This is a genomic window from Butyricimonas faecalis, assembly GCF_003991565.1.
GTDB classification, from domain to species: Bacteria; Bacteroidota; Bacteroidia; order Bacteroidales; family Marinifilaceae; genus Butyricimonas; species Butyricimonas faecalis.
This window is the reverse complement of sequence record NZ_CP032819.1, coordinates 4,845,633-4,869,475: the sequence shown is the minus strand read 5'-3', so window position 1 is coordinate 4,869,475 and position 23,843 is coordinate 4,845,633. Positions and strand designations below refer to the sequence as shown.

The window sequence follows — 23,843 nt, the reverse complement described above, 5'->3', positions numbered from 1 at the left end:
TTCGGTTTCAATTTTCCCCAAAAGTGAATTTACATCTCCACCGTTTTCCGTTTTTCCAAAAATAGAGATTATTCCGCCAAATGTTAAAATCAAAGATACTAAATAATGTTAAGATAAACTTTAAGGTTTTCCCAAATAAATTTTAATCCTGCCTTAAAATACGGTTTATAAGTAAAATACGACCTATTCTTTAACATTTGCCCTTTTCTCACGACACACTTGTTAACAGATCGTTCTCGAAAAACAGATAAATCCAGACTTTTATGCCAACAATACCCCATTACAAAGGATCGACATCAAAATAAACCCGCACCCCCTTACCCACGGGAGTTTTTGCCAATTCATCACATTTTTGTTTCAAAAATATTTTCAACTTTGACAGGGAGAGTCCTTGCTCTGCCTTAATTAATATCTGAATCCGATACATTTTTCTCACCCGGGACACATCCGGCTCTGCCGGACCGCATACCCTGCGCTCCAATCGTTCCCTCATCTGTCGGGCAAGCTCATTTGCCGCATTCCTCAAAACCACCTCATCCACATGCCTCAATTCAATCTGGATTAACCTGGAAAAAGGCGGATAATTAAACATCTCCCGTTCCCGGGACAACAGGGTGTAAAACCCATGATAATCCTCCTTCCCCACCAATTGATACACCCGATTCTGCCTATCCACGACTTGGATCACGACCTTACCGCGTTCTCCCTTACGCCCACTACGCCCGCTCACCTGCATCAACATATCATAGGCCCGTTCCTCTGCCCGAAAATCGGGAAAACCGACCAGACTATCGGCATCCATCACCCCGACAAGCTTCACCCGCTCAAAATCCAACCCTTTCGACACCATCTGAGTGCCGATCAACACATCCAAATTTCCACTCTCAAAATCATCGATCAAAGCCCTGAACTTTGCCTTATTACTTATCACATCCAAGTCCATCCGGGCAACCCGGGCCTCCGGAAAATACTGTTTCACGTCTTCCTCGATCCGTTCCGTTCCCGGGGTACGATTCACGTAATGTCCCTGCCCACAATCCTGGCACACGGCCGGAACTGCCCGCAAACTCCCGCAATAATGACAATTCAGCGTATTCCGATAGCGATAATAAGTCATACTCACATCGCAATGCTTGCATTTCAAGATAGAACCGCAACGGTCACATTGTAAATAAGTCGAATATCCCCGTCTATTCTGAAATAAAATCACCTGCATCCCGTTCTCCAACACCCGTTTCATCTCCTCGTATAAAACCGGAGTAAAACACCCTTTCATCATCTTTTTACGACGATACTCTTTCATATCCACGAACAACAACTCCGGCATCATCACTTCCCCGTAGCGGGTTGTCAGTTGCACGAAACCATATTTCCCGCTCAATGCATTCTGATAACTTTCAAAAGAAGGGGTTGCAGACCCCAACAATATTTTTGCCCCACTCATCTTGCCGAGCATGATCGCGGCATCGCGACCGTTATAGCGGGGTGCCGGTTCTTTTTGCTTGTAAGAACTTTCATGCTCCTCGTCAACAATGACCAATCCCAATCGCTGATAAGGCAAAAACACGGACGACCGCACGCCCAACACCACGGGATAAGGATTCGTACCGTTCTGTTTACGCCACATCTCTGCCCGGGCACTATCGGCCATACCCGAATGATAGACACCGACTTGATCTCCGAAAACCCGTCGCAATCGCTTCACGATCTGCACGGTCAAGGCGATTTCCGGCAACAAATACAACACCTGCTTCCCTTGCCTTAGCGTCTCTTGTATCAAATGAATATATATTTCCGTTTTACCCGAAGAAGTTACCCCCTGCAACAAAACACAATCTTTTTCCCAGTAACATCCCAGAATATCGCCCAACACCTTTTCCTGTGCCTCCGACAACGCATGTACCTCCCCCACTTCCTCTTCAGACACCTCCAAACGACTGACTTCTCGCACAATAACCTCCAACACGCCCCGTTCACACAATCCCTTCAAAGCCGCGACAGAATTACCGATTTTCTGAACAAACTCCGTTCTAGGCAAACACTCTACGTGATGCTCGTCACTATAATATACCCAATCACACAACATCTTGTATTGAGCCTTTGCCCGTTTCAAACCATCAAGAATCCCGTCCAACTCTTCACTCGAAAACTTTCGTTTCCATCTCACCCAACGTTCAACTTTCGGTTTGAACAAATCATCTACCGACTCTTTAATCCCGATAATTTCTTTTTCCAACAAAGCTCGAACAGCAACATAGACATCCTTTCTCTTCAAGAGCTTTTCAACTTCAGCCATACACATCTCGCCTCTTTCTCGAAAAACTCCCATAATTTCTCTCTCTTCCCGGCTTAATTCACTTTCATCTGCCAGTTTTTCTTCCCAACCATTCACCAAACTCAAACTCGTGTAACTCTCCAAACGCATCGAAACAGGTAATGCGGCACGCGTGACCTCTCCCGGTGGAGTCATGTAATATTCACTAAGCCACAATAGAAATTTCAAATGAGAAGCAGAAAGAGCAAAACCTTCCTCTATAACCCGTTCTATCGGTTTCGTTTCAAACCCGACAGGCGGATTCGTATGCAACGCGTAGACAACACCCGTGTAACGTTTATTCTTAACAAATGAAACGACCACGAGCGTACCTACCGTTACCGAATGTTCATATTCTTCCGGTACCGAATAAGTAAAAAAACTCTCCACTCCCAGAGGGATAATGACATCTGCGTACAACAAACGAATTAATTTTAGATTTTAAATAGCCAAAACTTCCGTAATATCCAACAAATTATGATTCAACGGTTTTGAATTCTTGATAGCCTTGTTGAAAGGAACATGAACAATATCCTTATTCATAATCCCAACCATGATACTGGTTTGATCATCCAACAAAGCATCCACCGCCGCCACACCCAACGTGCTAGCCGTCACACGGTCAAAAGCGGAAGGAGATCCCCCTCTCTGGATATGACCTAAAACCGTTACCCGCACGTCATATTCGGGATGCTTTTTGGCAATCCGGTCGGCAATCGTGTACGCCCCACCCGATTTATCACCTTCTGCCACGATCACGATACCACTCGACTTATGAGGTTTGTAATCATGCTCCAAGTAACGATCCAAATCATTCAGATCCGTCTCGATCTCCGGAACCAGAACAGCTTCGGCCCCCGTGGCTACAGCCGAACGTAAAGCGATAAATCCGGCATCCCGTCCCATAACCTCGATAAAGAACAAACGATTATGAGCACTTGCCGTATCCCGTATCTTATCCACGGCCTCTACCACCGTATTTACTGCCGTATCATACCCGATCGTGTAATCCGTCCCGTAAAGATCATTATCTATCGTACCGGGAATCCCTACAACATGCACGTTATGCTCTTGGCAAAACAACCGGGCCCCGGAAAAAGTTCCATCCCCACCGATCACCACCAAGGCATCAATTCCCAATTCTTGCATCTTCTCGTAAGCTTTCGTACGCCCCTCCGGTGTACGGAATTCCTCGCTGCGGGCCGTCTTCAAGATAGTACCTCCGCGTTGAATAATATTACTTACGTCATGGGAATGCATACGCACAATATTTCCTGCTATTAACCCCTCGTATCCATCGTAAATACCATAAGCCTCACAGCCATTAAAAATAGCGGCTCTCACAACTGCCCGAATCGCGGCATTCATACCCGGAGCATCACCTCCTGAAGTTAAAACTCCTATTTTTTTAATCTTTCCCATAAAAACAATGTTTAATTGAAAATCTTTTAGCTTTTAGTTTTTAGTCTTTAACTTTTAGCTTTCAGCTTCCAACCCCTCTTTTATCTCTTCCATCACCCACCTCGGTGTTGAAGTTGCCCCGCTAATCCCAACACTCCCGGCCTCGTCAAACATCTCGTCACGCAGGTCTTTCACCCCCTGCACGAAATAAGTCCGGGGATTCACTTCTCGACAAACTTCGAAAAGCTGCTTACCGTTGGAACTCTTTTCCCCACTAACAAACAAGATCACATCGTGTCGTGCTGCAAAATCCTTCAACTGCGGGATTCTATTGGCCACCTTACGACAAATCGTATCGTTTACCACCACAGAACTTCTGGCATTCTCCTTCACCAACTCCACCACACGCTTGAAACCGTCCAAACTTTTAGTCGTTTGAGAAAACAATATCACCGGCCGAGAAAAATCGATATATTTCAAATCTTCCTCTTGCTCGATAATCAGTGCCTCATCATTCGTCTGTGCTACCAACCCGTTCACCTCGGCATGTCCTCTTTTTCCATAAATCACGATCTGCCCCCCGTTCGCTCTCACCCCCTCGTACGCCTCTCGTATTTTCTTCTGCAAATTCAATACCACAGGACACGAGGCATCAATCACCTCAATCCCGTTCTTCTTTGCCAATTCATAAGAACTCGGCGGTTCACCATGAGCCCTGAACAACACCCGGCATGCCTTCAAACGGGCAAATTCATCATGATCTATCGTACTCAATCCCAGTTGTTTCAATCGCTCCACCTCCAAACTATTATGCACAATATCTCCTATGCAATATAATCTTCCATGTTGCAACTCTTCCTCCGCCTTGGCAATCGCGTTCACAACCCCAAAACAGAAACCGGAATTCTCGTCAATTTCTACTTTCATACCTTGAACGAATGATCTTTAACATCTCTTCCACTTCTTCCTCCACGGTCATATCGCCATTATCAATCAACACGGCATCCGGCGTCTTCACCAAAGGGCTTGTTTCCCGGTGCTCGTCGATATAATCCCGTTTCCGGACATTCGCTTCCACCTCTTCGTAAGTCACTTTTTCCCCCTTCTCGATCAACTCCTTGTAGCGCCGTTGGGCCCGTACTTCAGGACTCGCCGTCATAAAGAACTTCACCTCTGCATGAGGGAACACGACACTCCCTATATCCCTTCCATCCATGATCACGCCCCCCTCTTTTGCCATTTCCCGCTGCTTCTCAACAAGCAACTCCCGCACGTAAGGCAACGCGGCAATCAAACTCACGTTATCAGAAACCTCCAACCCGCGAATGGCCGTCTCTACATACTCGCCATTCATGTAAGATTCATAACACTTCTTCCCCTCGTTATATTTAAAACCGAAAATAATGGTCGGAAGCACTTCTTTCAATTTCTCATCATCCACGTTCCCGTCTTTAATCAGCCCCTCACGCATCGCTTTCAACGTCACGATCCGGTACATGGCACCCGTGTCGATATACGTGTAACCCAAACGAGCTGCCAGTATTTTAGATACCGTGCTTTTTCCCGTAGAAGAATGGCCGTCAACGGCAACAATCAAACCTTTCTTTTCCATTTTCAATCTTATCTATTCAGATTGCGAAGATACAAAAAAAGGGAGTAATCTTCGCGACCACTCCCTGCTATATTTTTGTTACAAATCTTAATTTACCAACTGTAACAATTTCTTGGCTCTCTCCATCATCGTCTGGTTAGAAGACTCTTCTGCCAAAGAAGTAGCTATTTTAGCATATCTTTTAGCAACATCCTCGAAACCACATTTGTTAGAAATCAAAGCATAATTGTAAAGGGCATCAAAATCTTTCTTTGACTCGACAGTCTTACCTGCCCACAACTGAATCACCTTCAAACGCGAAACATCATTCATGATCTCCAACGCCCCATCGGTGATCTCCTTGATCATTTTCCTGTTCTCGGGGAAATAACGGAATAATTTTCTAGCTTTATAGAAATAATCTTCAGACTTACGCTCTGCTCGCAATTGCTTGATATAAAAATAATCAGCCACCACGTCATAATGCTCGTAACCGGAACTCTTCAAGAAATCCAAATACTTGTTATACTCGATCTTGTTACTGTTATAGTACTGTTCCAAATGACCGACAAACACGTTATCCAATTTCTGGAATACATCATCCTTCGAGAAATTCTGCATGAACTTGGACTGATTCTTAAACAAATATTTAATTTGGGGAGCATTCACATCATCCACGTAATCCCGGATAATCGACCAGTTATAATCTTTCAAATAGTCCGCCTCTTTCTGAGTCTGAAAATACCTGTTCACAACATCACGATTCGGCTTCCCTTGGTTTTTCAACTCTCTCAAAAGTTGAATTGTCGTTTGGGGGTCCGCAGGATTCGCCTCGAACTTCTTCACCAAATTATCCAATGTACCCATCTCCTTCTCGTGAGCTTGCACTCCAACAAGATTGAATAATAAAACACCTACGATTAATACAATTTTCAACATAATACTTGATACTTAAATTTGAACTTACACCCATATAACACCTTTAGGGGCAAAAAGGGTGACTTGAAAATCGATTTTAACTTAATATTTAACATGAATTAATTATTTCACTTACAAAAACGAATCAAATCTCCCCTTTAAATAAAAATCTATAACCTTTTCATTCTTTTTCTCTCTACTCCGTGAAATGTTTAATATTTACGGTGTTATATACGGACTAAACATATGACATGTTTCACTCCAATTCCCTTTTTTACATGTGAAGGTCTTAAATTTTAACAATCTTAATTTTTAAATGCTCCACTCTGATACAGAAATGAATGTTTTGTTCAAATTTATCTATAACATCAGAAGAGGTTGTCGTGGGGAGATACGTGGCTATTAAGTCCGATTTAATACACGAAATGAAAATAAATACATGATCACATCCGGATCACTACCGTGTAAAACGCTATTAGAACGCTATTAAAACCCTATTAAAACGCTATACGGAATAGCGTTCTAATAGGATTTTATAAACATACTAAAAACTTTATATTCGAAAGTGATCCACTAGTGATTATGATTTGTAAATCTATTGTTTTAATACAAGTCCAGTATCATCCAATATCTTTAAAAAGATTTACCCTTACCTTCCTCTATAAAGAGGAGGATAAGGGTGATCATCATTTTAAAACAAACTTTCTAAATCATTCTTTCTTTTACAAAATGCTTGGAAGATTAAAACTATTTTCAATCAGAGGTGTAAACAAATGAAAATCTCCATGTCCAGCCTCATACTTGATTTCCATGTATTCCCCGTTTCCAAAATCTATTCGTTTTAAAAAACCGTCACTGTTGTATTCGTAGGTTCTTTCCCCATCCGTGTAACGAACAGAGATTACATTCTCTCCGGAATACTGATACTCCAAATTCAATGTCTTGCAGGAAACTTTCGTCAACAACCCACTGGAATAAGAGAACGAATAAGTATCATGCAACCTGTAGTCCTCTCCACTCCCGTAGGTGTCATCAGACAGATAAAGATTCATGGACGTTACCATATTCCCGTTCAGGTCGAATGCAGCCTTATAAATCAACCGATCGAATTCTTCATTGTCCTTTATCTCTTTTTTGTACATGTCTTCCAAAACCCGGCAAATAATCAAATTCGCTCTATCATCATACTCGTACAAGTAGCGTACCCGTTTGTTTTTCAAATATTTATTATTAAAATTCTTTCCCGACCCCACGTCTTCCCGTGCTTTGTTGTACACAAAAGTTTGTGCTACCAGTATCTCGTTTTTGTACTCGTTACTCAAAGAAAACAATTCCCGTGCAATCAAGGGAATACTATCCTTTGCCAAGCTACCGTATTTATCGTACAACTTTTGAATCGAATCGGCATCGATATTCGGGATGTAGTCATTCAAACTATATTTCAATCCGTTATCAGTCCCAGAGGATGTCATTACGGCCAATTTATCATTCGCATGATCACGTACCACAACAGAATCAAGGGTCTCTTCATAATAAACCATGTTCATCACATACTCGCCCCAATGAGCATTTCTCCCGGTGATCTCTTTCACCCGAAACTTGTTTTTAGGCGAGTCTTTCACATCCAAATCATCGTCAGAGTCGCTACATGCAAATAACCCAGCACCTAACAACATATATAATATCCATTTTTTCATTTTTATGTCAACTAAAATTAATATTTAGACTGTCTGAGGAGTAATGCAAAGAATCCGTCCGAAGCCTTTATACTCTTGGTGATAATCCTTGTCTTTCTCCAATATACCGCTACCAATATTCGTGATCGGGACACAAACAAGCTTACCTTCTTTCGTACTCTCGTTGTAAATGGCAATTACCATCATCCGGTTCATCGCCCAATCGGTGTAATATCCCTCGTCGCTTGATGAATCCTTGAATTTCAATTTTCCCTGCCATCCTTTCCGCCAAAGGGTAATCGAGGTTATTTTTTCGTTGGGATCTTCTACCGAATACCTTTCGAAAGCCTGGGGATCACTTCCCGGCAAAAGTAAAGCATACACTTTTTTATCCGTAGCGTAATAAAGCACTTCTTCCAAAGGAGAACATTCAAAATCGACTGCATCCATCATATCCGGAAATGAAGTTAAATCATACATGCCCAATGCCTTACATGTCGGATCAAAAAGAGATCCTCCGGTAAAAGTATACAGATAACGTTTTTGGGCATCCTTTGTCTCAAATACCGTGAAAATAGCATTCGCGTTTCCTTCTGCCATAAACAAAGCATTCATCCTACCCACGTTATTTAAATCAAAAGGTCCCCCGGTTTGTTGCGTAACGACTTGTAATTCATCATACGTGTACGGACATTTCAAGAAACGACCGTTCAACTCGTCATACACATAAAGCGACGTGTAGTTATATCCTTCCATGATACTACATCCCATGGTAGCATGATATTCGGAATTATCAGAAGATTCTAGATTAGCCGAATAATTCTCGTTTCCATAACGAATCCGACGAGCATAAACATCGTGATCAACAATCATCACTTCATAAAGCGCACTATTATCATACATCAAACACATTGGCTTAAAACGATCTTCGGGAATCGGGATGTAAAATATATCATTATTTGTCTTTTCCAACACGTAATCATAAGGATCCATACGACGTACCGAATGATCGGTTATCACGGTCAACGTACGTTTATATGAATCATGCACGGAAGTCATCATATAGGTAACCAAACCAGAAATAGCATTTCCTCCATTGGTGGTGGAATAGACGTTTTTCAAAATAATGTTATCTTTTTCGTCAAATTTTTGCGTGAAACTTTCCGTGAAGTTTTGTGACATAATAAGATTCAAATCTGTGTTAATTCCATCCCGCGTGTCAGCCACGACCAATCCCTTCCCTAGATTGCTATACACGGAAAGATAGAATTGTTCGTAATTCTGTAAACGAGTTCGATTATCCGTGACAGTAAGTATAATTTTATATGGATTGGAATTCGGAGCCACGGACACGACGGCTTTCAAGGTCATCGTGGAATCCATAACAAAAGGCAAAATATCGTTTCCCGAAATTTCCCACTTATAACTTAAATCCGCATCATCAGACCCGATTTTATATACAACCGGCTTAATTTCCAAGGTATCCAGCAAGAAGGCCGACATTGAAGTCGGTGCCCCTCCCATATCTATCACCAAAGGATTAATGGTTTTTATCGAAGTGTTGGATTTATCATCATAACAAGACGTAAAATAACCAACCATCGTAAACAATAATATAATAAACTTTATTTTCATAATACTCAATATGTTTCAATACATTAGTATAATATTTGCACCTCTTTTCCCTTACTTGGCCCGTCATCATGAGTCAAGGGAGTATCATGCGTCTCGTTATACTTTTTCAGAGCCCGTTTCACGAGTACCTGTAAAGCTTCGAATTCTCCGTCAGACATCCACCAGGTTTCGGTATCCGCATTTCCTGGCCAGTAAGGAATAGAGGTCCTTTCCGTCGCCTCTTTAATAAATTGCCACCAACGAGTAGAATAATCTCCCCAGAACCACCTCAAATAAGAGTTCCAGTTAGCCGGTTGGATCTCCTTCGCTGTAAATTGTATCGCCACGATTCTATTGTTATACGAAACATCTTTAAAATCATCGTTCGGCACGATCCGTATATGAAAAACATACACGGTATCTTTCAATTCATCCGTATGTTTTAATTCCACGGACACATACCCCAATTGAGCATCAGCGGGAACAACTCCTCCCAAAATACGATATAATCCTTCCGGAGCCGTGTTGACCTTACTTGTATCATCTGTTACAAGCTCAGCTTCCACGTAGCGTTCCGTGTCAGATGGTTTTCCAAAAATCTGAATGGGGCACTTTATTGTATCCGTTTCTTTTCCCGGGTAATCCAAAAAAGAGTAAGAATAATCGGAAGTCGTGAAATAAACACTACCATCCGTATCGAAAAGCATGGTTTTTTCCTGATCACAGGAATAACTTATTATTCCCACAAACATCAATACCAGTAATCCGTTTAATTTATTAATCATCTTCATATCTTTCTATTTATTCTCGTCCGTAGTACTGTTAGGCTCTCTTCCTCCCACGTTAATCTCATCCTCCGGAATCGGTAACACGTAGACCTTCTCCGTGATTGGAAGCGAAGAATTGGGAAATTTCGTGTAACCTAAACGCTTATAGAAATAAAACATCTGCCCTTCTCCCAGAAATTCTTTTTTCCACTCTTTCTCTATCTCCTCAGTAAGTTTTTGGGAAGTAATCCCGCTCGGTAACATCTTATCTTCCGCTATTCCCCGGTTACGACGCACCACGTTCAACAACGCTACCGCATCTTTGGTTTTCCCCTGTCGATTCAAACACTCGGCCCCCATGTAATACATTTCAGACATCCGGATCAACGGCATCCGATCCGAATACTTGTAGTTTTCCATATCATAGAACTTCCGTATCGAATATTTCGAAGTGGCTCTCGTGTACAAACGCGTGTAGCGATAATCCGAATTTCCGACATGATCATCAATCTCAAACAATTTCTGGGCATACTCCGACGTGTGGAACAATAACCTGTTATTGGGATTCGGACTATTATAATCCGGATCGATCAAATCTCTCAACCCTTCGTACAACTTGTGTATATCCAAACGGAAAAGATGTTCGGTTGAAAAAGTCAGGTCACGCTCTATCTCGGCCTCGTTATTAATCGTCTGATCTTTGATCCAATCTAAATTCTCGATCTGGGAACGATTGTTTATAAAATTTTCCACAATCGACAAAGCTTTATCCCGCTTACCTTCCCACATATAAACACGAGCCATCGTGGCTTGCACGGCCCAGTAATTAAAACGAGTCATCCGATTCGTGTAAAATTTATCATCATTCGGCAAAACGTAAGCTTCATTTTTCTTCGCGGTAGACCATGGGTCGTACTTTTCCAACAACACAGATGCTTCCTCCAAATCCTTATGAATAGCCGACAACACCTCTTCTCCGGTATTCTGCTTCGTGATCTCCTTGTTATACGAGGTCACGTAGGGAATACACGCTCGCTTCAAGTTCTCCGGATGATTTTCCAAATCACCCCATCCGAACATCCGTAACAATTCGAAATGAAGAAAGGCTCGCAACCCCAAAGCTTCTCCCTTGATGATACTATAGTGGGTAGGATGCAGGATATTTTCCTTGTTCTCAATATTTTCGAGAATATTGTTCACGTTGGCTATCGTTGTATAAGCCTGCCCCCAGATATTACTAATAATCGACTCTGCCCGGTCATACTCGAAATTTTTAATTCGGTAATAATCTCCCCCATTTTGGTCAATACTATATTGCTGGGCGATCACGTCCAGAAAACCCGTTGTGAGTTCCCGTCCATACATGGAAGACTTGCTCATCAGGATATAGCACCCAATAATTGCATCTTTAAAACCGCTTTCCGACTCGAACATTATATCTGATTTTACCTCCGTTTTCGGCTCCACATCCAGCCACCTCTGGCAAGAAATCGTGAGAGAGGAGAGTAAAACAAGAGTTATTTTTACAATCGCTTTCATGTTATTCTATTTAAAAAGTTGCTGATAACGAAAAATTAAAACTCCGGGCAAACGGATAGGAGGTTCCCCTTTCCAAGCGAATGGAAGACCACGTGTACACGTCGTTCATGTAGAAAGAAAAACGCAATACTTTTAACCCCATCTTGGTTATAAAAGCATGATTCATCATATCATATCCAAGATTCACGGAGGAAAGCGTCAATTCATTCCGATCTTGCACGAAACGTGATGTTGCTTGTGTTTTAATCTGTTTCTGTTCATATTCGTTCGTTCCGGGCTTCTGTACATAAGCATAATTCAACGCTTTGTACGGCTTGACATCTCCCGGATTTCTCCAACGCCCGTCATAAACTCGTTTATCCACGTTGTAATTCAAATCAGCATTCTCCACTAAATCAACCAATGTCTGGTTATACATCTGCCCACCGAACTGATAACGGAACACACAATTCAAGCTCAACCCTTTCCATGTCCAGTTGAACCCGAAATTACCGGAGAAATCCGGCAATTCATCCCCGCAGATAACCATATCCGCTGCACTCCAGGAACTCGTACGTTTTCCGTCTTTATTCAAGAAAATCTCGTAACCCGTGGCCGGATCAATTCCTAATGATTTCACGGCCCAGATTGCCGTCATGGATACCCCTTCGTAATATTTCTGTACCGGACGATTCTCGTAACGATCGCTCGCAATTTCATCCTGCTTTTTATTATATTGCTTCATGGCATCGGATATACCCGTAATTTTATTTTTATTATGAGACACGGCCGCTGTCAACGTGAAGAATGAACGATCTTTCGTGTTCCGCCATGGCGTGTAAGTCAAGTAAGCATCGAATCCCGTATTTTTCACGTCACCGATATTTTCTTTTACAGAAGTAAAACCTGTAGAAGCAGGAAGAGTAAAGTCCAACAATGTATTGGTCGTCTTCGAAATATAGTAATCAAACTTCAAGGTAAAGTTATGAGCAATATCCACATCTATACCAATATTGTAATCAAGCTTCTCCTGCCACTTCAAATCGTCATTCTTCATGCCTTTCAAATAAGCACCCATAAATTGATCATAAGTTTGCTCCATAAAATACAGATAGGACGCGATTGATGCATAAGCCTCGGAACTTTGTGACCCGGTATAACCGACAGAACCTCTCAATTTCAACAAGTTCAAATGCTTCCATTTGTCCTTCATCCAATTTTCATTATGAATATTCCACCCCATACCAATACTCCAAAACGATCCCCATCGATTGTTACTACCGAATTGACTGGACGCACTCATCCGGTAAGAGCCATCCACAAGAATACGATTATCGTAAGCATAGTTGGCCACTCCCAAGAACCCCATATCGCGAGTCGTTGACTCCACTCCTGTGGGTTTCATGTCTTTGGTATATTGTTTAGCGAAAATAATATTGTTCATTTTATCGTTAGGGAATCCCTCTGCATTATAGATATCTTCCTCAAACGTGTTCTCAGAGAGGGTGTATCCGATATTGGTAAACACAAAATGTTTTCCCCATTCTTGAGACCAATTCACATTCAAGTCTCCCGTCATAGTTTTATTGTCTCCCTCGTTGATCTGGTATGAACCTTTACGGAAATAATCCTCATCCGAGTAAGAACGGAATTTTAAATGATTTGCCGGATAAAACTCATCAGCTTTGGTCCGTTTCTCTGAAATCCCGAAACGTCCGGTAGCCTTCAATCCCGGTCTAATCAACCATTCGATATAAGCGTTATTCGTAACATCAATATATTCTTGTCTTAAAAGAGTGTTCAAGGATGCATTATACAAAGGGTTAGCCACAAAATCAGTGGTTGTATCCTTATCTTTATCCTCTATAAATTGAAGAGCGATATTCTGCGACAATAAACCATTCTCATCGTAAGGAGACCAATATGGATTCAGACGTGCATACTCGCTGAATTCACCGTAAGGAGAATCATTACTCACATTAGATGTCACGGTCAATATATTCCTAAAATTAAACTTTTTATGCCGGTAGGACACCATAAGAGAACCGGCCGTATTCACTCGCTCCGATCCTTTCATCACCCCTTGTACATTATTATAAGACAAATCAGCAATCACGCGCAAATCATTACTTCCCAATTCTACTGACAACGTGTGCTTGGTTCCGACACCCGTACGTAATGGTTTAGCTAACCAATCGGTATCTACCCCGGCTAACACGGCTGACAATATACGATTATACTTTTTAGGCAATCCCGTGGGATCATATTTATCGCCATCATACAATCCGGCATCTTTTTCCACTTCCAACTTCTGGGCTGCATTCGTGAGATGATAAGAAGACAAATCTGGAATTGACAAATCCACACTTCCGGCATACGATACCCGTAATTCCCCATCTGTCGTTTTTTTGGTTTCAATGACAATAACGCCATTTGCCGCTTTTGATCCATAAATAGCCTTAGCGGATGCATCTTTCAGAATAGTCAGGCTCTCGACCCGGTTCATGTCCAAGTCCATAATTTTTTCCACAGTTGCCTCAAAACCATCCAAAATAAACAAAGGAGCATTTGGGTCTGTCCCGTACGTCCCTTTCAAATCAACGCTACTTTCACTTATATTAAAAGATGAAGTCCCGCGTAATTGCATCTGCGGTGTCTTATTGGGATCTGATCCGTAAGCCATATTATCGAAAATCATCAAACTCGGGTCCAGATTCTTTAAACTCTGAAAAACATTCTGGTTACTTACTTGTAACAATTTCTCTTTCGTCACGGAAACAATAGAACCGGTGAAACTGCTGGCTTTCCGGGTAAAAATACCATTCACGACAACTTCTTCCAAGTTTTCAACATCTTCTTCCAACACCACGTTGATTTCTGTCTGGTTAGTCACTTTTACTTCCTTAGAAATCATCCCGACAAAGGAAAACACTAACGTTATATCTTTTTGATCTGGTAATGTGATTTTATAGTTTCCATTAACATCAGTCACAACCCCAATAGTTGTCCCCTTCACTAAAATTGTTACTCCAGGAAGAGGTGCTTTTTGGGCATCCGTGACTTTTCCCGTGATACTTCTCTTCTTTACCTCATTCTTTTGTTGTTCAAACTCTGTTAGATTACGAATGATAATCGTTTGGTCAACAATCTTGAAGCCAAGTTTCGTACCTTTCAAACAAGTCTCTAACACCTCTTGTACCGAGGCTTTTTCCAAATCAACCGTCAAGTTTACCACTTTCGCCACATCACTGTGACTATACAAACAAGTATATTCACTTTGAACTTCGATCGATTTCAATATATCGATCAATGCAGCATTCGTTTTCTTGATACTTAAGGCTGTTTCCTGCGACTTCACTTTGGCATTTACATGAAACACCGCAAGTAGCATAAATAACACAAAAAATTTCATAGAACGAAAATTACCAAGACTGGAAGGCCAGTCCTTGCATTTGAACTTTTTTTTCATACATTTGTAAATTAGATAAATTAAATTTTCCTTGAATTCTTTTTCAAGGATTATAACAGGTGGTATTACCAGTACCACCTGTTTTTTATGGATTACTTCTTACAAAAACACTTTTTTCATTGATTTCTATTTCTATTTTATTAATTAATCTCAACATTTCAATCACCTGATCCAAATCACTGTAACGTTTGATGTTCCCCGTGAACAAGATATCTTTAACCGACTGATTTTCATAGAAAACATTGATATCGTACCATCGAGCAATCGTGTTCATAATCTCTTCTAAGCGTTGCTTCTCAAAAACAAAACGTCCGTCTTTCCAAGAGCAATAGAGACGCACATTCACTTCTTCAACAATCGTCTCGCCATTCTCTTTGTTCAAACGCAATTGTTCCCCGGGCTTCAAGTAAGTATCTTTATCTTCTGTCTGGAAGGCAACTTTTCCATTTACCAACGTTGTTTCTAAAAACACCTCATCTTGATAATCTCTCACGTTAAACGAGGTTCCCACTACCCGGATATTTCCTTGATGAGTATGTACCACGAAAGGATGTTGAGCATCCGGGGCTATATCAAAATAGATCTCCCCTTTCATGTACACATCACGCTGTTCTTTAGAAAATTGTACAGGGATACGAATTTCCGATTCTGAATTCATCCACAAACGGCTACCATCACTTAATGTCAAATCGTACTCCCCGCCTCTAGGTATCGAGATCGTGTGATAACGAACTGCCATGTTTTGAGATTGACCTCCTTTACCGGAGGAGGAATCCGGTTCCATACGCTCTTCCACAAAAGCCAAATAAGTTGTATCGGAGATATCGATTTTTTGTCCATCGGATCGAGTCAATATGGCTTTAAAAGAACCAGGCTGTATTCTCTGTGTCACTGTTACCGGAGCCTGCTCCGGCTTCCGCAAATTCAAGTAAAGTACCCCACTTAATATAAACACCCCAATAACCACCGCAGCATAACGATAAAAAATTAAGCGTCTCCGTCTGCTTTTTACTTGATTCACTCTCTTCGTGAATTCATCAAAAGCCTCCCCCACACTATGTTCACGAACGAATTCAAGCTTAGATGTCCAAAAATCTTGTGATCGGTAAAGTTCATATAACTGCATATTTTCTGAGGATTCACCTTTCCAACGCTCCAATTCTTCCCGCCCCTCCTCATCAATTCTCCCTGTAATTTCGGCCGCAATTAAATCGGCTATACGATTTATATGAAGATATCGTTCCGTCATAATTTATCTTATTTTCTTACAAGACACGTAACGATTCAAAAAGTGACAAAATTTTACAAGAAATTAATCAATAAAACTAACAACGGATGATTCAACTTCTCCCGTAACCGTTCTTTTCCCCTCTTTTTCTGTTGCTTAACAGCATCAATAGATATTCCCAAATGAAGAGCGATTTCCTTATCACTCAACCCCTCTAAATTCAAACTTATTACCTCCTTGTATTTCTCTGGAAGTTCATTAATAGCCCCTCGCAAACGAATGAACAACTCTTCCTCCAACAACACGTTATAAAAAAAATCCTCTGAAACCAGTTCCGTTTCGTTCCGATAATTTTCTTCTACTTTCTTATCTCGGATATAGTTCAAACACTGATTCTGAACGGAACGATACAAATAAAAACGTAAATCGGTTATTTGTACAAATTTTTGAGGAGTATTCCATAATTTAAAAAACGTATCCTGCACAATATCCTCCGCAGTTTCCATCTCCACGTATTTACAAGCGACAGCCAATAGTGCATGAAAAAACTCTTCATACAAGACTTTAAAAGCATTCTCGTCTCCACGAGAAATTTGCTTGGTTAGTAATCTGTTGTCTGCATTCATAGCACTATTCACATAATTAACGCAAAGGTATGATTTTATTTTATACAGACAAGAGTCGCCCGAAATTCACGGGCGACTCTTCATATTTCATTTTTCAATAATATTCTTATCTTCTCTTTCTCCTAATTAAAAATACAATACTATACCCCATGATTCCTAATGGAATTAACCAAACAAATAGAATTTTTATCCAAACCAATGCACCTTGAGAAATATATAAATTATTGTCTGGCGGGCGCACTCGTTCTGTCTCAATAGGATATTCATCATAAGACAAACTACGAAACATTTCAGTAACCAGATTAAAATTCGCCCCATTCAAACCCGCCCTACTTGTTGACAACTCTTTTGTAGACAAACAATCAGAATCTCCTATCACAAAAATTCGTTGTTGCGGCTTATCTTTTATAAAACGTGTTAAATATAACATGACTGAATTAGATCTTTCAACCTCTCCAATTTTATCATTTATCGTCGATTTTTCATTAATAAAATCTGTCGTTTCATACTCAATCCATGAACCCTGAGAATTGGTGGCTAAAACCTCCGATATTTCAAATCCTTTTGTCGAATCAATTATTTCAATAGCACAAGCAGAAGGAGTTATTACTGTATATCCTCGTTGTATCAATTGCGCAAAATAAGGAGAAGCTTTTAAAGCACCTTCTGTAATTCTCGCTGCAATCACATCATCCAAATACTGTTTACTTGGTGCCACCAAAATACCATCAGCAAAATGTAACCCAAGTTTTTCTACAATAGGATTCATATTTTTCTGACGTTTTACCTCGCCCAATATAATTAAATTTCCTCCCTTATCCACAAAAGAGCTGTAATTAACAAACTCTTCAGGAGTAAATGGAACCTTCATATCAGAAATAACCAACACATCCACATTATCAGGTACTGGTTGTTCTAAAGTTAAATCTTGAACTCGAAAACCTTGATTAATTAAAGCATTTCTAAAAGTCGGATTTTTAGCAAAAGCTGCATATCCCCGATCCCCAAAATCATCACAAGCACGTTCTCCATGTCCGGTTACAAAAGCAATCAAAGGAGATTTATCTACTAAGGTTTTCAATGCAGCCGTAATCTCACTCTCGAAAGGATGCACATACATATCATTATAAATACGCAAATAGGCTTTCTGACCATTCTCTCTTTTAAATACTCGAACAATACGACCGTTCTCCGCAGAAATATCTTCTACTTTTTGCACTTCTTCTGCAGAAATAAACATATCCGGATTATAATCATATCCCTCACATACTTTCAACATTCGTTCTTTAGGCCCCAACCCCTTGTAAACCTTATCATAGTGAGAACTCGTCCCTGGACCATAATAATAAACATATTCGATCTTCATGTCCGGTTTAAATCGAACATAACGTTCGAAACGATCCATATCATAATTCTTTGAACTGGGAGAGGCATGATACCATGTATCATCCAACAAATTAACATAAGTTGTTAAAGTCAACCCGCCATCAATTTTCTTCACAATTTCCTGACTATTTTTCGTCAAAGTATTCAATTTTGTTGCTGTTGCATCATAGTAAACAATCATCACGGGACGAGAAGAAATATAGCCGCCAACTAAAACAAAGACAAAAACGATCAAATAGCTTCCTACGGTCTTTAATGTCGAACTTTTTAAACGTTCCCCCTGCAATTTGATAAAGGCAAAAGCAAGAAACATAAAAATCACAAGTAGAAAATAAATAATATCTCTACTACAAATCATACCTTCCAAAAAGATCTTTGAACGTCCTGAAATAGACAACCAATACGTTAAATCTCGTACGAAATCTATATCCTGACCGACATTTCCTATAAAGTTCAATATAGCTAAAATTGCCAAAGTACCAATAGCAGCAACAACCTGATATTTCGTGATGGTTGACATAAACAAACCAATTGCTGCATAAGTACATATTGTAATAAACACTCCAAGCAAAGCGGTAAACATAAATTGAATATCCGCACTTTTAACGATAATGACTGAAAATATCAAAGGTATTAATAAAACAGCCACAAGAATCACCCCATAAACAACCACAGATAAATATTTACCTACAATAATCTGTAAATTTGAAACAGGGGAAGAATATAATAATTTTATAGATCCGCTACTTAATTCTCTACTCATCAATCCCATAGTTAAAAGCGGAATATACAAATAAAGATTATTCAACATCTCAGAAAAAACGCCACGATACCCACCTATTAAAGATGCTGTTGCATTGTATAAACTATACCCCATTGCCAAACTGCGTAGCCCATCACTTAGACGGTCACAATACCCGACCCCTAACTGAAAAGCAAACACGACCAACACCATCCAAGCTATTGGAGAGAAGAACAAAACTCTTAGTTCTGTCTTCATTATTCTCATTATTGTTCTCATCAATACTAATCTATTTAAAGTTTCCCTGACAATTTGGCAAATACTTTATCTAAGGACTCTTTCTCTAAAGATATTTCCCGAAGATGCCAACTATTATTAACTGCTTGATCCACAACACGCTTGACAATACCATTATCTCCTTTAAAATGGAGTCGGAAACGAGTTTTTGTTAATCTTTCAACCCGTTCTATTCCTTCTATACTCATAAATTTAGCATCATCCATGGGTGCATTATGCATAATCACCAATAACACACTTGGCTCCATGTAGTTATTAAATTCCTCTATTGACCCCTTAAACACCATTTTTCCATGTTCAATCATCATGATACAATCACATACAGCCTGCACCTCTGGCAATATATGAGTTGATATTAATACAGCTCGTTCTTCTGCGATTTCATGAATCAAATGACGTATCTCAAGAATTTGATTAGGATCCAATCCATTAGTGGGTTCATCTAGGATAACAAATAAAGGATTATGAATAATCGACTGAGCAATACCCACCCGTTGTTGATATCCCCCAGAAAGATTGCTAATTACTCGTTTACTAAAATGAGAAATTCCACACTTAGCTTTTGCTCGTTCCACGGCTACCGGAATTTCAGATTTAGGAACCAAACGAATATCTGCACAGTGATAAAGATATTCATCAACCGTCATATCCATGTGCAAAGGAGCTTTTTGCGGTAAAAATCCTATAAACTTCTTCGCTTTGATCGGATCATGACGAAGGTCAACTCCATTAATAAAAACTTCTCCCTCTGTTTGAGTTAACACATTACATATAATATTCATTGTTGTCGATTTACCTGCACCATTAGAACCAAGTAAACCAAATACTCCCTTTGAATCTATCTCAAAATTAATATCTTTAATTGCCCAATCAACACTATAGCGGTGTGAAAGGTGTTTTACTTCTACAATCTTATTTCCCATAATCATTATTATTTTCTTTGTCTACGGAATATTGTAACAATTCCCAATCCCATAATACACAATGGAAATATTCCCATGCAAAACCAATTAACAATCGAACGACAACCTTTAGGAAGCCTTATTCGAGAATCAATCGTATCTGCTTTTCTTGTATCTATCGGGAACTGCTCGTAAGATAACCAACGGAAAGAGCCATTGATAATACTATAATTTGATGCACTGATTCCCGCAAATTGAGAAGTTAGAGCCTCATTAGCAATAAAATCCGAATCCCCGGAAATAACAATTCTTTGCTCTTTATTCCCTACTTTTCGATTCATTGTAAGAAGGAGCGTATATTTATCCATTCTCTCCCCCGCCTCTGGATTACACACAAACTCTCCATCAACAAAATCGGTCGTTTCCCTTTCCAACCAAGCAGTTGTATCTGAAACTAACACTGGAGTCACCTCAAAACCCCGTACATTTGAATAATCTAACGCAACAGATGTTGGTAAAGCAACCACATAGCCATATTTATGCAATCTTTCATACATTGGGAATTTTTGAGCCGCATCCTTCGTAAAATAACCAACGACAACCGTCGGAGAAGTGTATTCATTTCTATTTACCAACACTCCATCCGAAAACGTCACACCTAAAGATGCTGTCAATTTATTCATATTCTCCCTCCTACTATATTCCCCGAGAATAAACAAATTACCTCCTTTAGCAATATAGTCTTGCACTTTTTTCAATGCAACAGTTGATAATGGTTCTCGCAAATCGGAAATAACCAATACGTTTATCGACTCATCTATTGGATCTGTATCCAAATTTATCGTTTTAGTATCAAAACCATTATTCAAAAGTGATTGACGAAACCATTTATCCTTCGCAAAAAGATAAAAACCTCTTCCCCCATAGTTATCTATTTCTCGAGACCCATATCCTGTCGAAAAAGCAACCGTTGGAGAAGGTGAAATAAAACGCTTCAATGTCGCAGTAATCTCTGCTTCTTCTGGATGTTTCGTGTTATCATTAAACATTCTTAGATAAGCCCTTTGTCCATTTTCCCGCTCAACAATCCGTATAAATTTATTGTGCTCCGGAGTTAAATCAATGATGTTCTTTATTTCCTCGGGACTCATAAACATATCTCTCTTCAAGTTGTTAGCTTGACACAACAATTCCACCCTCTCCTCGAAAGTCTTGTTCGGGAAACGCCATTCCAAACTGGAATTATTAGACTTATCGTAATAATAAACATACTTCATTTCAATATCCGGCTTAAATCGATAATATTTTTCAAACCGTTTGAAATCATTATTTCGATTACGGGGTAAACCATTGTATAAATCCTCGTCCAACAAGTTCACGTAAGTTGTTATTGTTAAATCTCCGTCCAAATTTTTAATAACATCTTGGCTTTCCTTTGCCAATGTATTGGATTTTGTATAAGTAGCATCATAATAGTATTTTGTATATGGCGTGGAAGAAACATATCCAAGAATCAACACCACAAATACAATTACACAATATTTTAGCACTTTTATTTTCAAGGGCGTTATTGTTTTTTCTGTATTCAATTTCAAAATAGATAATGCCAAGAAAAAACCAATAACAATTAGAAAATAAAAAATATTATCACTAGCTATTAAACCATCAATAAAAGGATATGCTCGCCCTGTAATAGATAACCAATATGTAATATGTCGAACTAGATCATAATCCTGTCCCACATCCCCGATAAAATTCAATACAGCTAAAACAGCTAAGGTTCCAATAGCCGCAACAACCTGATATTTAGTGATTGACGACATAAATAAACCTATCGCCGAATAGGCTAATATCAATAAATACAATCCCAACATACCGGACAACACTAATGGATAATCAAAATTTACAATTGTTATGGCAGAAAAAATAACGAACACGCCAAGTACGGCAATCAATGCTCCTCCATACACCATCATAGACAAAAACTTTCCTATAATAATAGAAGTATTCTTTACCGGAGACGAGTATAACAACTTTATAGAACCACTTTGATATTCCCGACTCATCAATCCCATTGTGATGAGAGGGATATAAAGATAAATATAACGCTGTATTGGAGGAAGTATTCCTCGCATCCCGGTATACACCCCAGAAGTAACAGACCATAAGTCATATCCCATATCTTGGTAACGCAATTGTTCTCCATATATTTGAGCGAAAGACATTCCTATTTGGAAACCAAATATTACAAGTACAAGCCAAGCTACGGGAGAATAAAACATCGAATTCAATTCTATCTTAGCTACACGAATGGCTGTTTTTATATTACTATTCAATTTCATTTTATTTTCTATTTTTTGTTTTTCCTGACAATTGTGCAAAAATTTCATCCAAAGAACAACGCTCTACAATTAAGTCTTTCAAATCCCAAGCATTAAACACGCTTGCCTCTATATATTTTTCCGTAATTCCGGGATCTTCTTTGAAATAAATCCTAAAACGCCCCTCACCCAATAATTCCACTCCTTCATTTTCACACAATGATAATAATACAGATTTATTCGGAGCATTACCCAATTCTATCACAAAACTTTCCGGTGCCACATAATTATCAAACTCTTCCATACTACCGGAAAAAACCAGTTTGCCATTCTCGATCATTTTAATCTCATCACATATTGCCTGAACTTCTGACAATATATGTGTTGATAATAGAACAGCATGATCAACAGCTATTTCCCGAATTAAATTCCGAATATCTACAATCTGATTCGGATCCAAACCATTCGTAGGCTCATCCAATACTACAAATTTCGGATTATGCACAATAGCTTGAGCTATCCCCACACGCTGTTGGTATCCTCCTGACAAATTTTTAATTAGACGCTCCCGGAAATGCACGATCGAACATCGTTCCAAAGCTTGATTCACAGCAACATCAACTTCTTCTGCTGGCATCAACCGTAAAAAAGCAGAATGTCTCAAATATTCTTCAACCGTCAAATCCATGTACAACGGAGGTTGTTGTGGTAAAAAACCGATATACTTTTTAGCTTCAACCGGATTTTCCCTCAAATTAATTCCATTTATGAATACATCCCCTTCTGTCTGATTCAAAACACCACAAATGATATTCATTGTTGTCGATTTACCCGCACCATTAGATCCGAGCAACCCTACAACACCATTTTCCGTTATTTCGAAGTTAATGTTTCTAATTGCCCACTGGACACTATAACGATGAGATAAATTACATACCTTTACAATACTATTTCCCATAAAATTCATTTTTTTAATCAAGAAGCACGCACCAAATCAAAAAACACCCCAAGAATAGATACACAAAGATCTTGTTCATAAGTCAAAATCCCACCCCAACCTTTATCCGTTCATG

The 23,843-nt window shown here is 39.6% G+C and carries 16 protein-coding genes; all 16 read right to left on the bottom strand.

The features are described from left to right. Nucleotides 1-280: 280 nt before the first annotated feature. Nucleotides 281-2,737: a replication restart helicase PriA gene (gene priA / locus D8S85_RS20720; protein WP_106624184.1), complete on the bottom strand. Its 2,457-nt coding sequence runs from the start codon at nucleotides 2,735-2,737 to the stop codon at nucleotides 281-283. An 18-nt stretch (nucleotides 2,738-2,755) separates the two neighbouring features. Then, nucleotides 2,756-3,736, bottom strand: coding sequence for a 6-phosphofructokinase (gene pfkA, locus D8S85_RS20715; RefSeq protein WP_106624183.1), 981 nt, complete (start codon nucleotides 3,734-3,736; stop codon nucleotides 2,756-2,758). A 54-nt stretch (nucleotides 3,737-3,790) separates the two neighbouring features. Beyond that, nucleotides 3,791-4,642 carry a 4-hydroxy-3-methylbut-2-enyl diphosphate reductase gene (locus D8S85_RS20710; RefSeq protein WP_106624182.1) on the bottom strand — a complete coding sequence of 284 codons (852 nt, stop codon included), beginning with the start codon at nucleotides 4,640-4,642 and terminating at the stop codon, nucleotides 3,791-3,793. Continuing rightward, complete coding sequence (gene cmk / locus D8S85_RS20705; protein ID WP_106624181.1) at nucleotides 4,626-5,327, bottom strand: (d)CMP kinase; 702 nt, start codon at nucleotides 5,325-5,327, stop codon at nucleotides 4,626-4,628. The genes D8S85_RS20710 and cmk overlap by 17 nt, the downstream gene beginning before the upstream one ends. 87 nt (nucleotides 5,328-5,414) lie before the next feature. Then, on the bottom strand, nucleotides 5,415-6,245 hold the full coding sequence (locus D8S85_RS20700) for a hypothetical protein (protein WP_127075671.1): 831 nt from the start codon (nucleotides 6,243-6,245) through the stop codon (nucleotides 5,415-5,417). A 701-nt stretch (nucleotides 6,246-6,946) separates the two neighbouring features. Further along, nucleotides 6,947-7,921 carry a hypothetical protein gene (locus D8S85_RS20695; protein WP_106624180.1) on the bottom strand — a complete coding sequence of 325 codons (975 nt, stop codon included), beginning with the start codon at nucleotides 7,919-7,921 and terminating at the stop codon, nucleotides 6,947-6,949. A 24-nt stretch (nucleotides 7,922-7,945) separates the two neighbouring features. Then, nucleotides 7,946-9,535 carry a PKD-like family lipoprotein gene (locus D8S85_RS20690; protein ID WP_106624179.1) on the bottom strand — a complete coding sequence of 530 codons (1,590 nt, stop codon included), beginning with the start codon at nucleotides 9,533-9,535 and terminating at the stop codon, nucleotides 7,946-7,948. A 23-nt stretch (nucleotides 9,536-9,558) separates the two neighbouring features. Continuing rightward, entirely contained in the window at nucleotides 9,559-10,305 is a 747-nt protein-coding gene (locus D8S85_RS20685; protein WP_106624178.1) for a DUF4843 domain-containing protein, read from the bottom strand. A 6-nt stretch (nucleotides 10,306-10,311) separates the two neighbouring features. After that, nucleotides 10,312-11,820 (bottom strand): RagB/SusD family nutrient uptake outer membrane protein, encoded by a 1,509-nt coding sequence (locus D8S85_RS20680; RefSeq protein ID WP_106624177.1) that lies wholly within the window; start codon nucleotides 11,818-11,820, stop codon nucleotides 10,312-10,314. Nucleotides 11,821-11,830: 10 nt separating this feature from the next. Next, on the bottom strand, nucleotides 11,831-15,268 hold the full coding sequence (locus tag D8S85_RS20675) for a SusC/RagA family TonB-linked outer membrane protein (protein ID WP_127075669.1): 3,438 nt from the start codon (nucleotides 15,266-15,268) through the stop codon (nucleotides 11,831-11,833). An 85-nt stretch (nucleotides 15,269-15,353) separates the two neighbouring features. Continuing rightward, nucleotides 15,354-16,517 carry a FecR family protein gene (locus D8S85_RS20670; protein WP_106624174.1) on the bottom strand — a complete coding sequence of 388 codons (1,164 nt, stop codon included), beginning with the start codon at nucleotides 16,515-16,517 and terminating at the stop codon, nucleotides 15,354-15,356. 53 nt (nucleotides 16,518-16,570) lie between these two features. Beyond that, entirely contained in the window at nucleotides 16,571-17,122 is a 552-nt protein-coding gene (locus D8S85_RS20665; RefSeq protein WP_127075667.1) for an RNA polymerase sigma factor, read from the bottom strand. A 106-nt stretch (nucleotides 17,123-17,228) separates the two neighbouring features. Further along, nucleotides 17,229-19,508, bottom strand: a complete 2,280-nt coding sequence (locus tag D8S85_RS20660) for a Gldg family protein (protein ID WP_127075665.1) — start codon at nucleotides 19,506-19,508, stop codon at nucleotides 17,229-17,231. A gap of 35 nt (nucleotides 19,509-19,543) precedes the next feature. Then, nucleotides 19,544-20,470 (bottom strand): ABC transporter ATP-binding protein, encoded by a 927-nt coding sequence (locus tag D8S85_RS20655; protein ID WP_127075663.1) that lies wholly within the window; start codon nucleotides 20,468-20,470, stop codon nucleotides 19,544-19,546. 8 nt (nucleotides 20,471-20,478) lie between these two features. Then, the gene (locus tag D8S85_RS20650; protein ID WP_106625203.1) at nucleotides 20,479-22,791 is read right to left on the bottom strand and encodes a Gldg family protein; all 2,313 of its coding nucleotides are present in this window, start codon (nucleotides 22,789-22,791) and stop codon (nucleotides 20,479-20,481) included. A gap of 1 nt (nucleotide 22,792) precedes the next feature. Then, the gene (locus tag D8S85_RS20645) at nucleotides 22,793-23,728 is read right to left on the bottom strand and encodes an ABC transporter ATP-binding protein (RefSeq protein WP_106624171.1); all 936 of its coding nucleotides are present in this window, start codon (nucleotides 23,726-23,728) and stop codon (nucleotides 22,793-22,795) included. Between the last annotated feature and the right edge of the window lie 115 nt (nucleotides 23,729-23,843).

Coding starts and splice junctions, on each gene's coding strand:
- D8S85_RS20700 (WP_127075671.1), bottom strand. CDS start 6,245: ATGTTGAAAATTGTATTAATCGTAGGTGTTTTATTATTCAATCTTGTT.
- D8S85_RS20685 (WP_106624178.1), bottom strand. CDS start 10,305: ATGAAGATGATTAATAAATTAAACGGATTACTGGTATTGATGTTTGTG.
- cmk (WP_106624181.1), bottom strand. CDS start 5,327: ATGGAAAAGAAAGGTTTGATTGTTGCCGTTGACGGCCATTCTTCTACG.
- D8S85_RS20690 (WP_106624179.1), bottom strand. CDS start 9,535: ATGAAAATAAAGTTTATTATATTATTGTTTACGATGGTTGGTTATTTT.
- D8S85_RS20665 (WP_127075667.1), bottom strand. CDS start 17,122: ATGAATGCAGACAACAGATTACTAACCAAGCAAATTTCTCGTGGAGAC.
- D8S85_RS20680 (WP_106624177.1), bottom strand. CDS start 11,820: ATGAAAGCGATTGTAAAAATAACTCTTGTTTTACTCTCCTCTCTCACG.
- D8S85_RS20670 (WP_106624174.1), bottom strand. CDS start 16,517: ATGACGGAACGATATCTTCATATAAATCGTATAGCCGATTTAATTGCG.
- D8S85_RS20710 (WP_106624182.1), bottom strand. CDS start 4,642: ATGAAAGTAGAAATTGACGAGAATTCCGGTTTCTGTTTTGGGGTTGTG.
- D8S85_RS20675 (WP_127075669.1), bottom strand. CDS start 15,268: ATGAAAAAAAAGTTCAAATGCAAGGACTGGCCTTCCAGTCTTGGTAAT.
- D8S85_RS20660 (WP_127075665.1), bottom strand. CDS start 19,508: ATGAAGACAGAACTAAGAGTTTTGTTCTTCTCTCCAATAGCTTGGATG.
- D8S85_RS20650 (WP_106625203.1), bottom strand. CDS start 22,791: ATGAAATTGAATAGTAATATAAAAACAGCCATTCGTGTAGCTAAGATA.
- D8S85_RS20645 (WP_106624171.1), bottom strand. CDS start 23,728: ATGGGAAATAGTATTGTAAAGGTATGTAATTTATCTCATCGTTATAGT.
- D8S85_RS20695 (WP_106624180.1), bottom strand. CDS start 7,921: ATGAAAAAATGGATATTATATATGTTGTTAGGTGCTGGGTTATTTGCA.
- pfkA (WP_106624183.1), bottom strand. CDS start 3,736: ATGGGAAAGATTAAAAAAATAGGAGTTTTAACTTCAGGAGGTGATGCT.
- D8S85_RS20655 (WP_127075663.1), bottom strand. CDS start 20,470: ATGGGAAATAAGATTGTAGAAGTAAAACACCTTTCACACCGCTATAGT.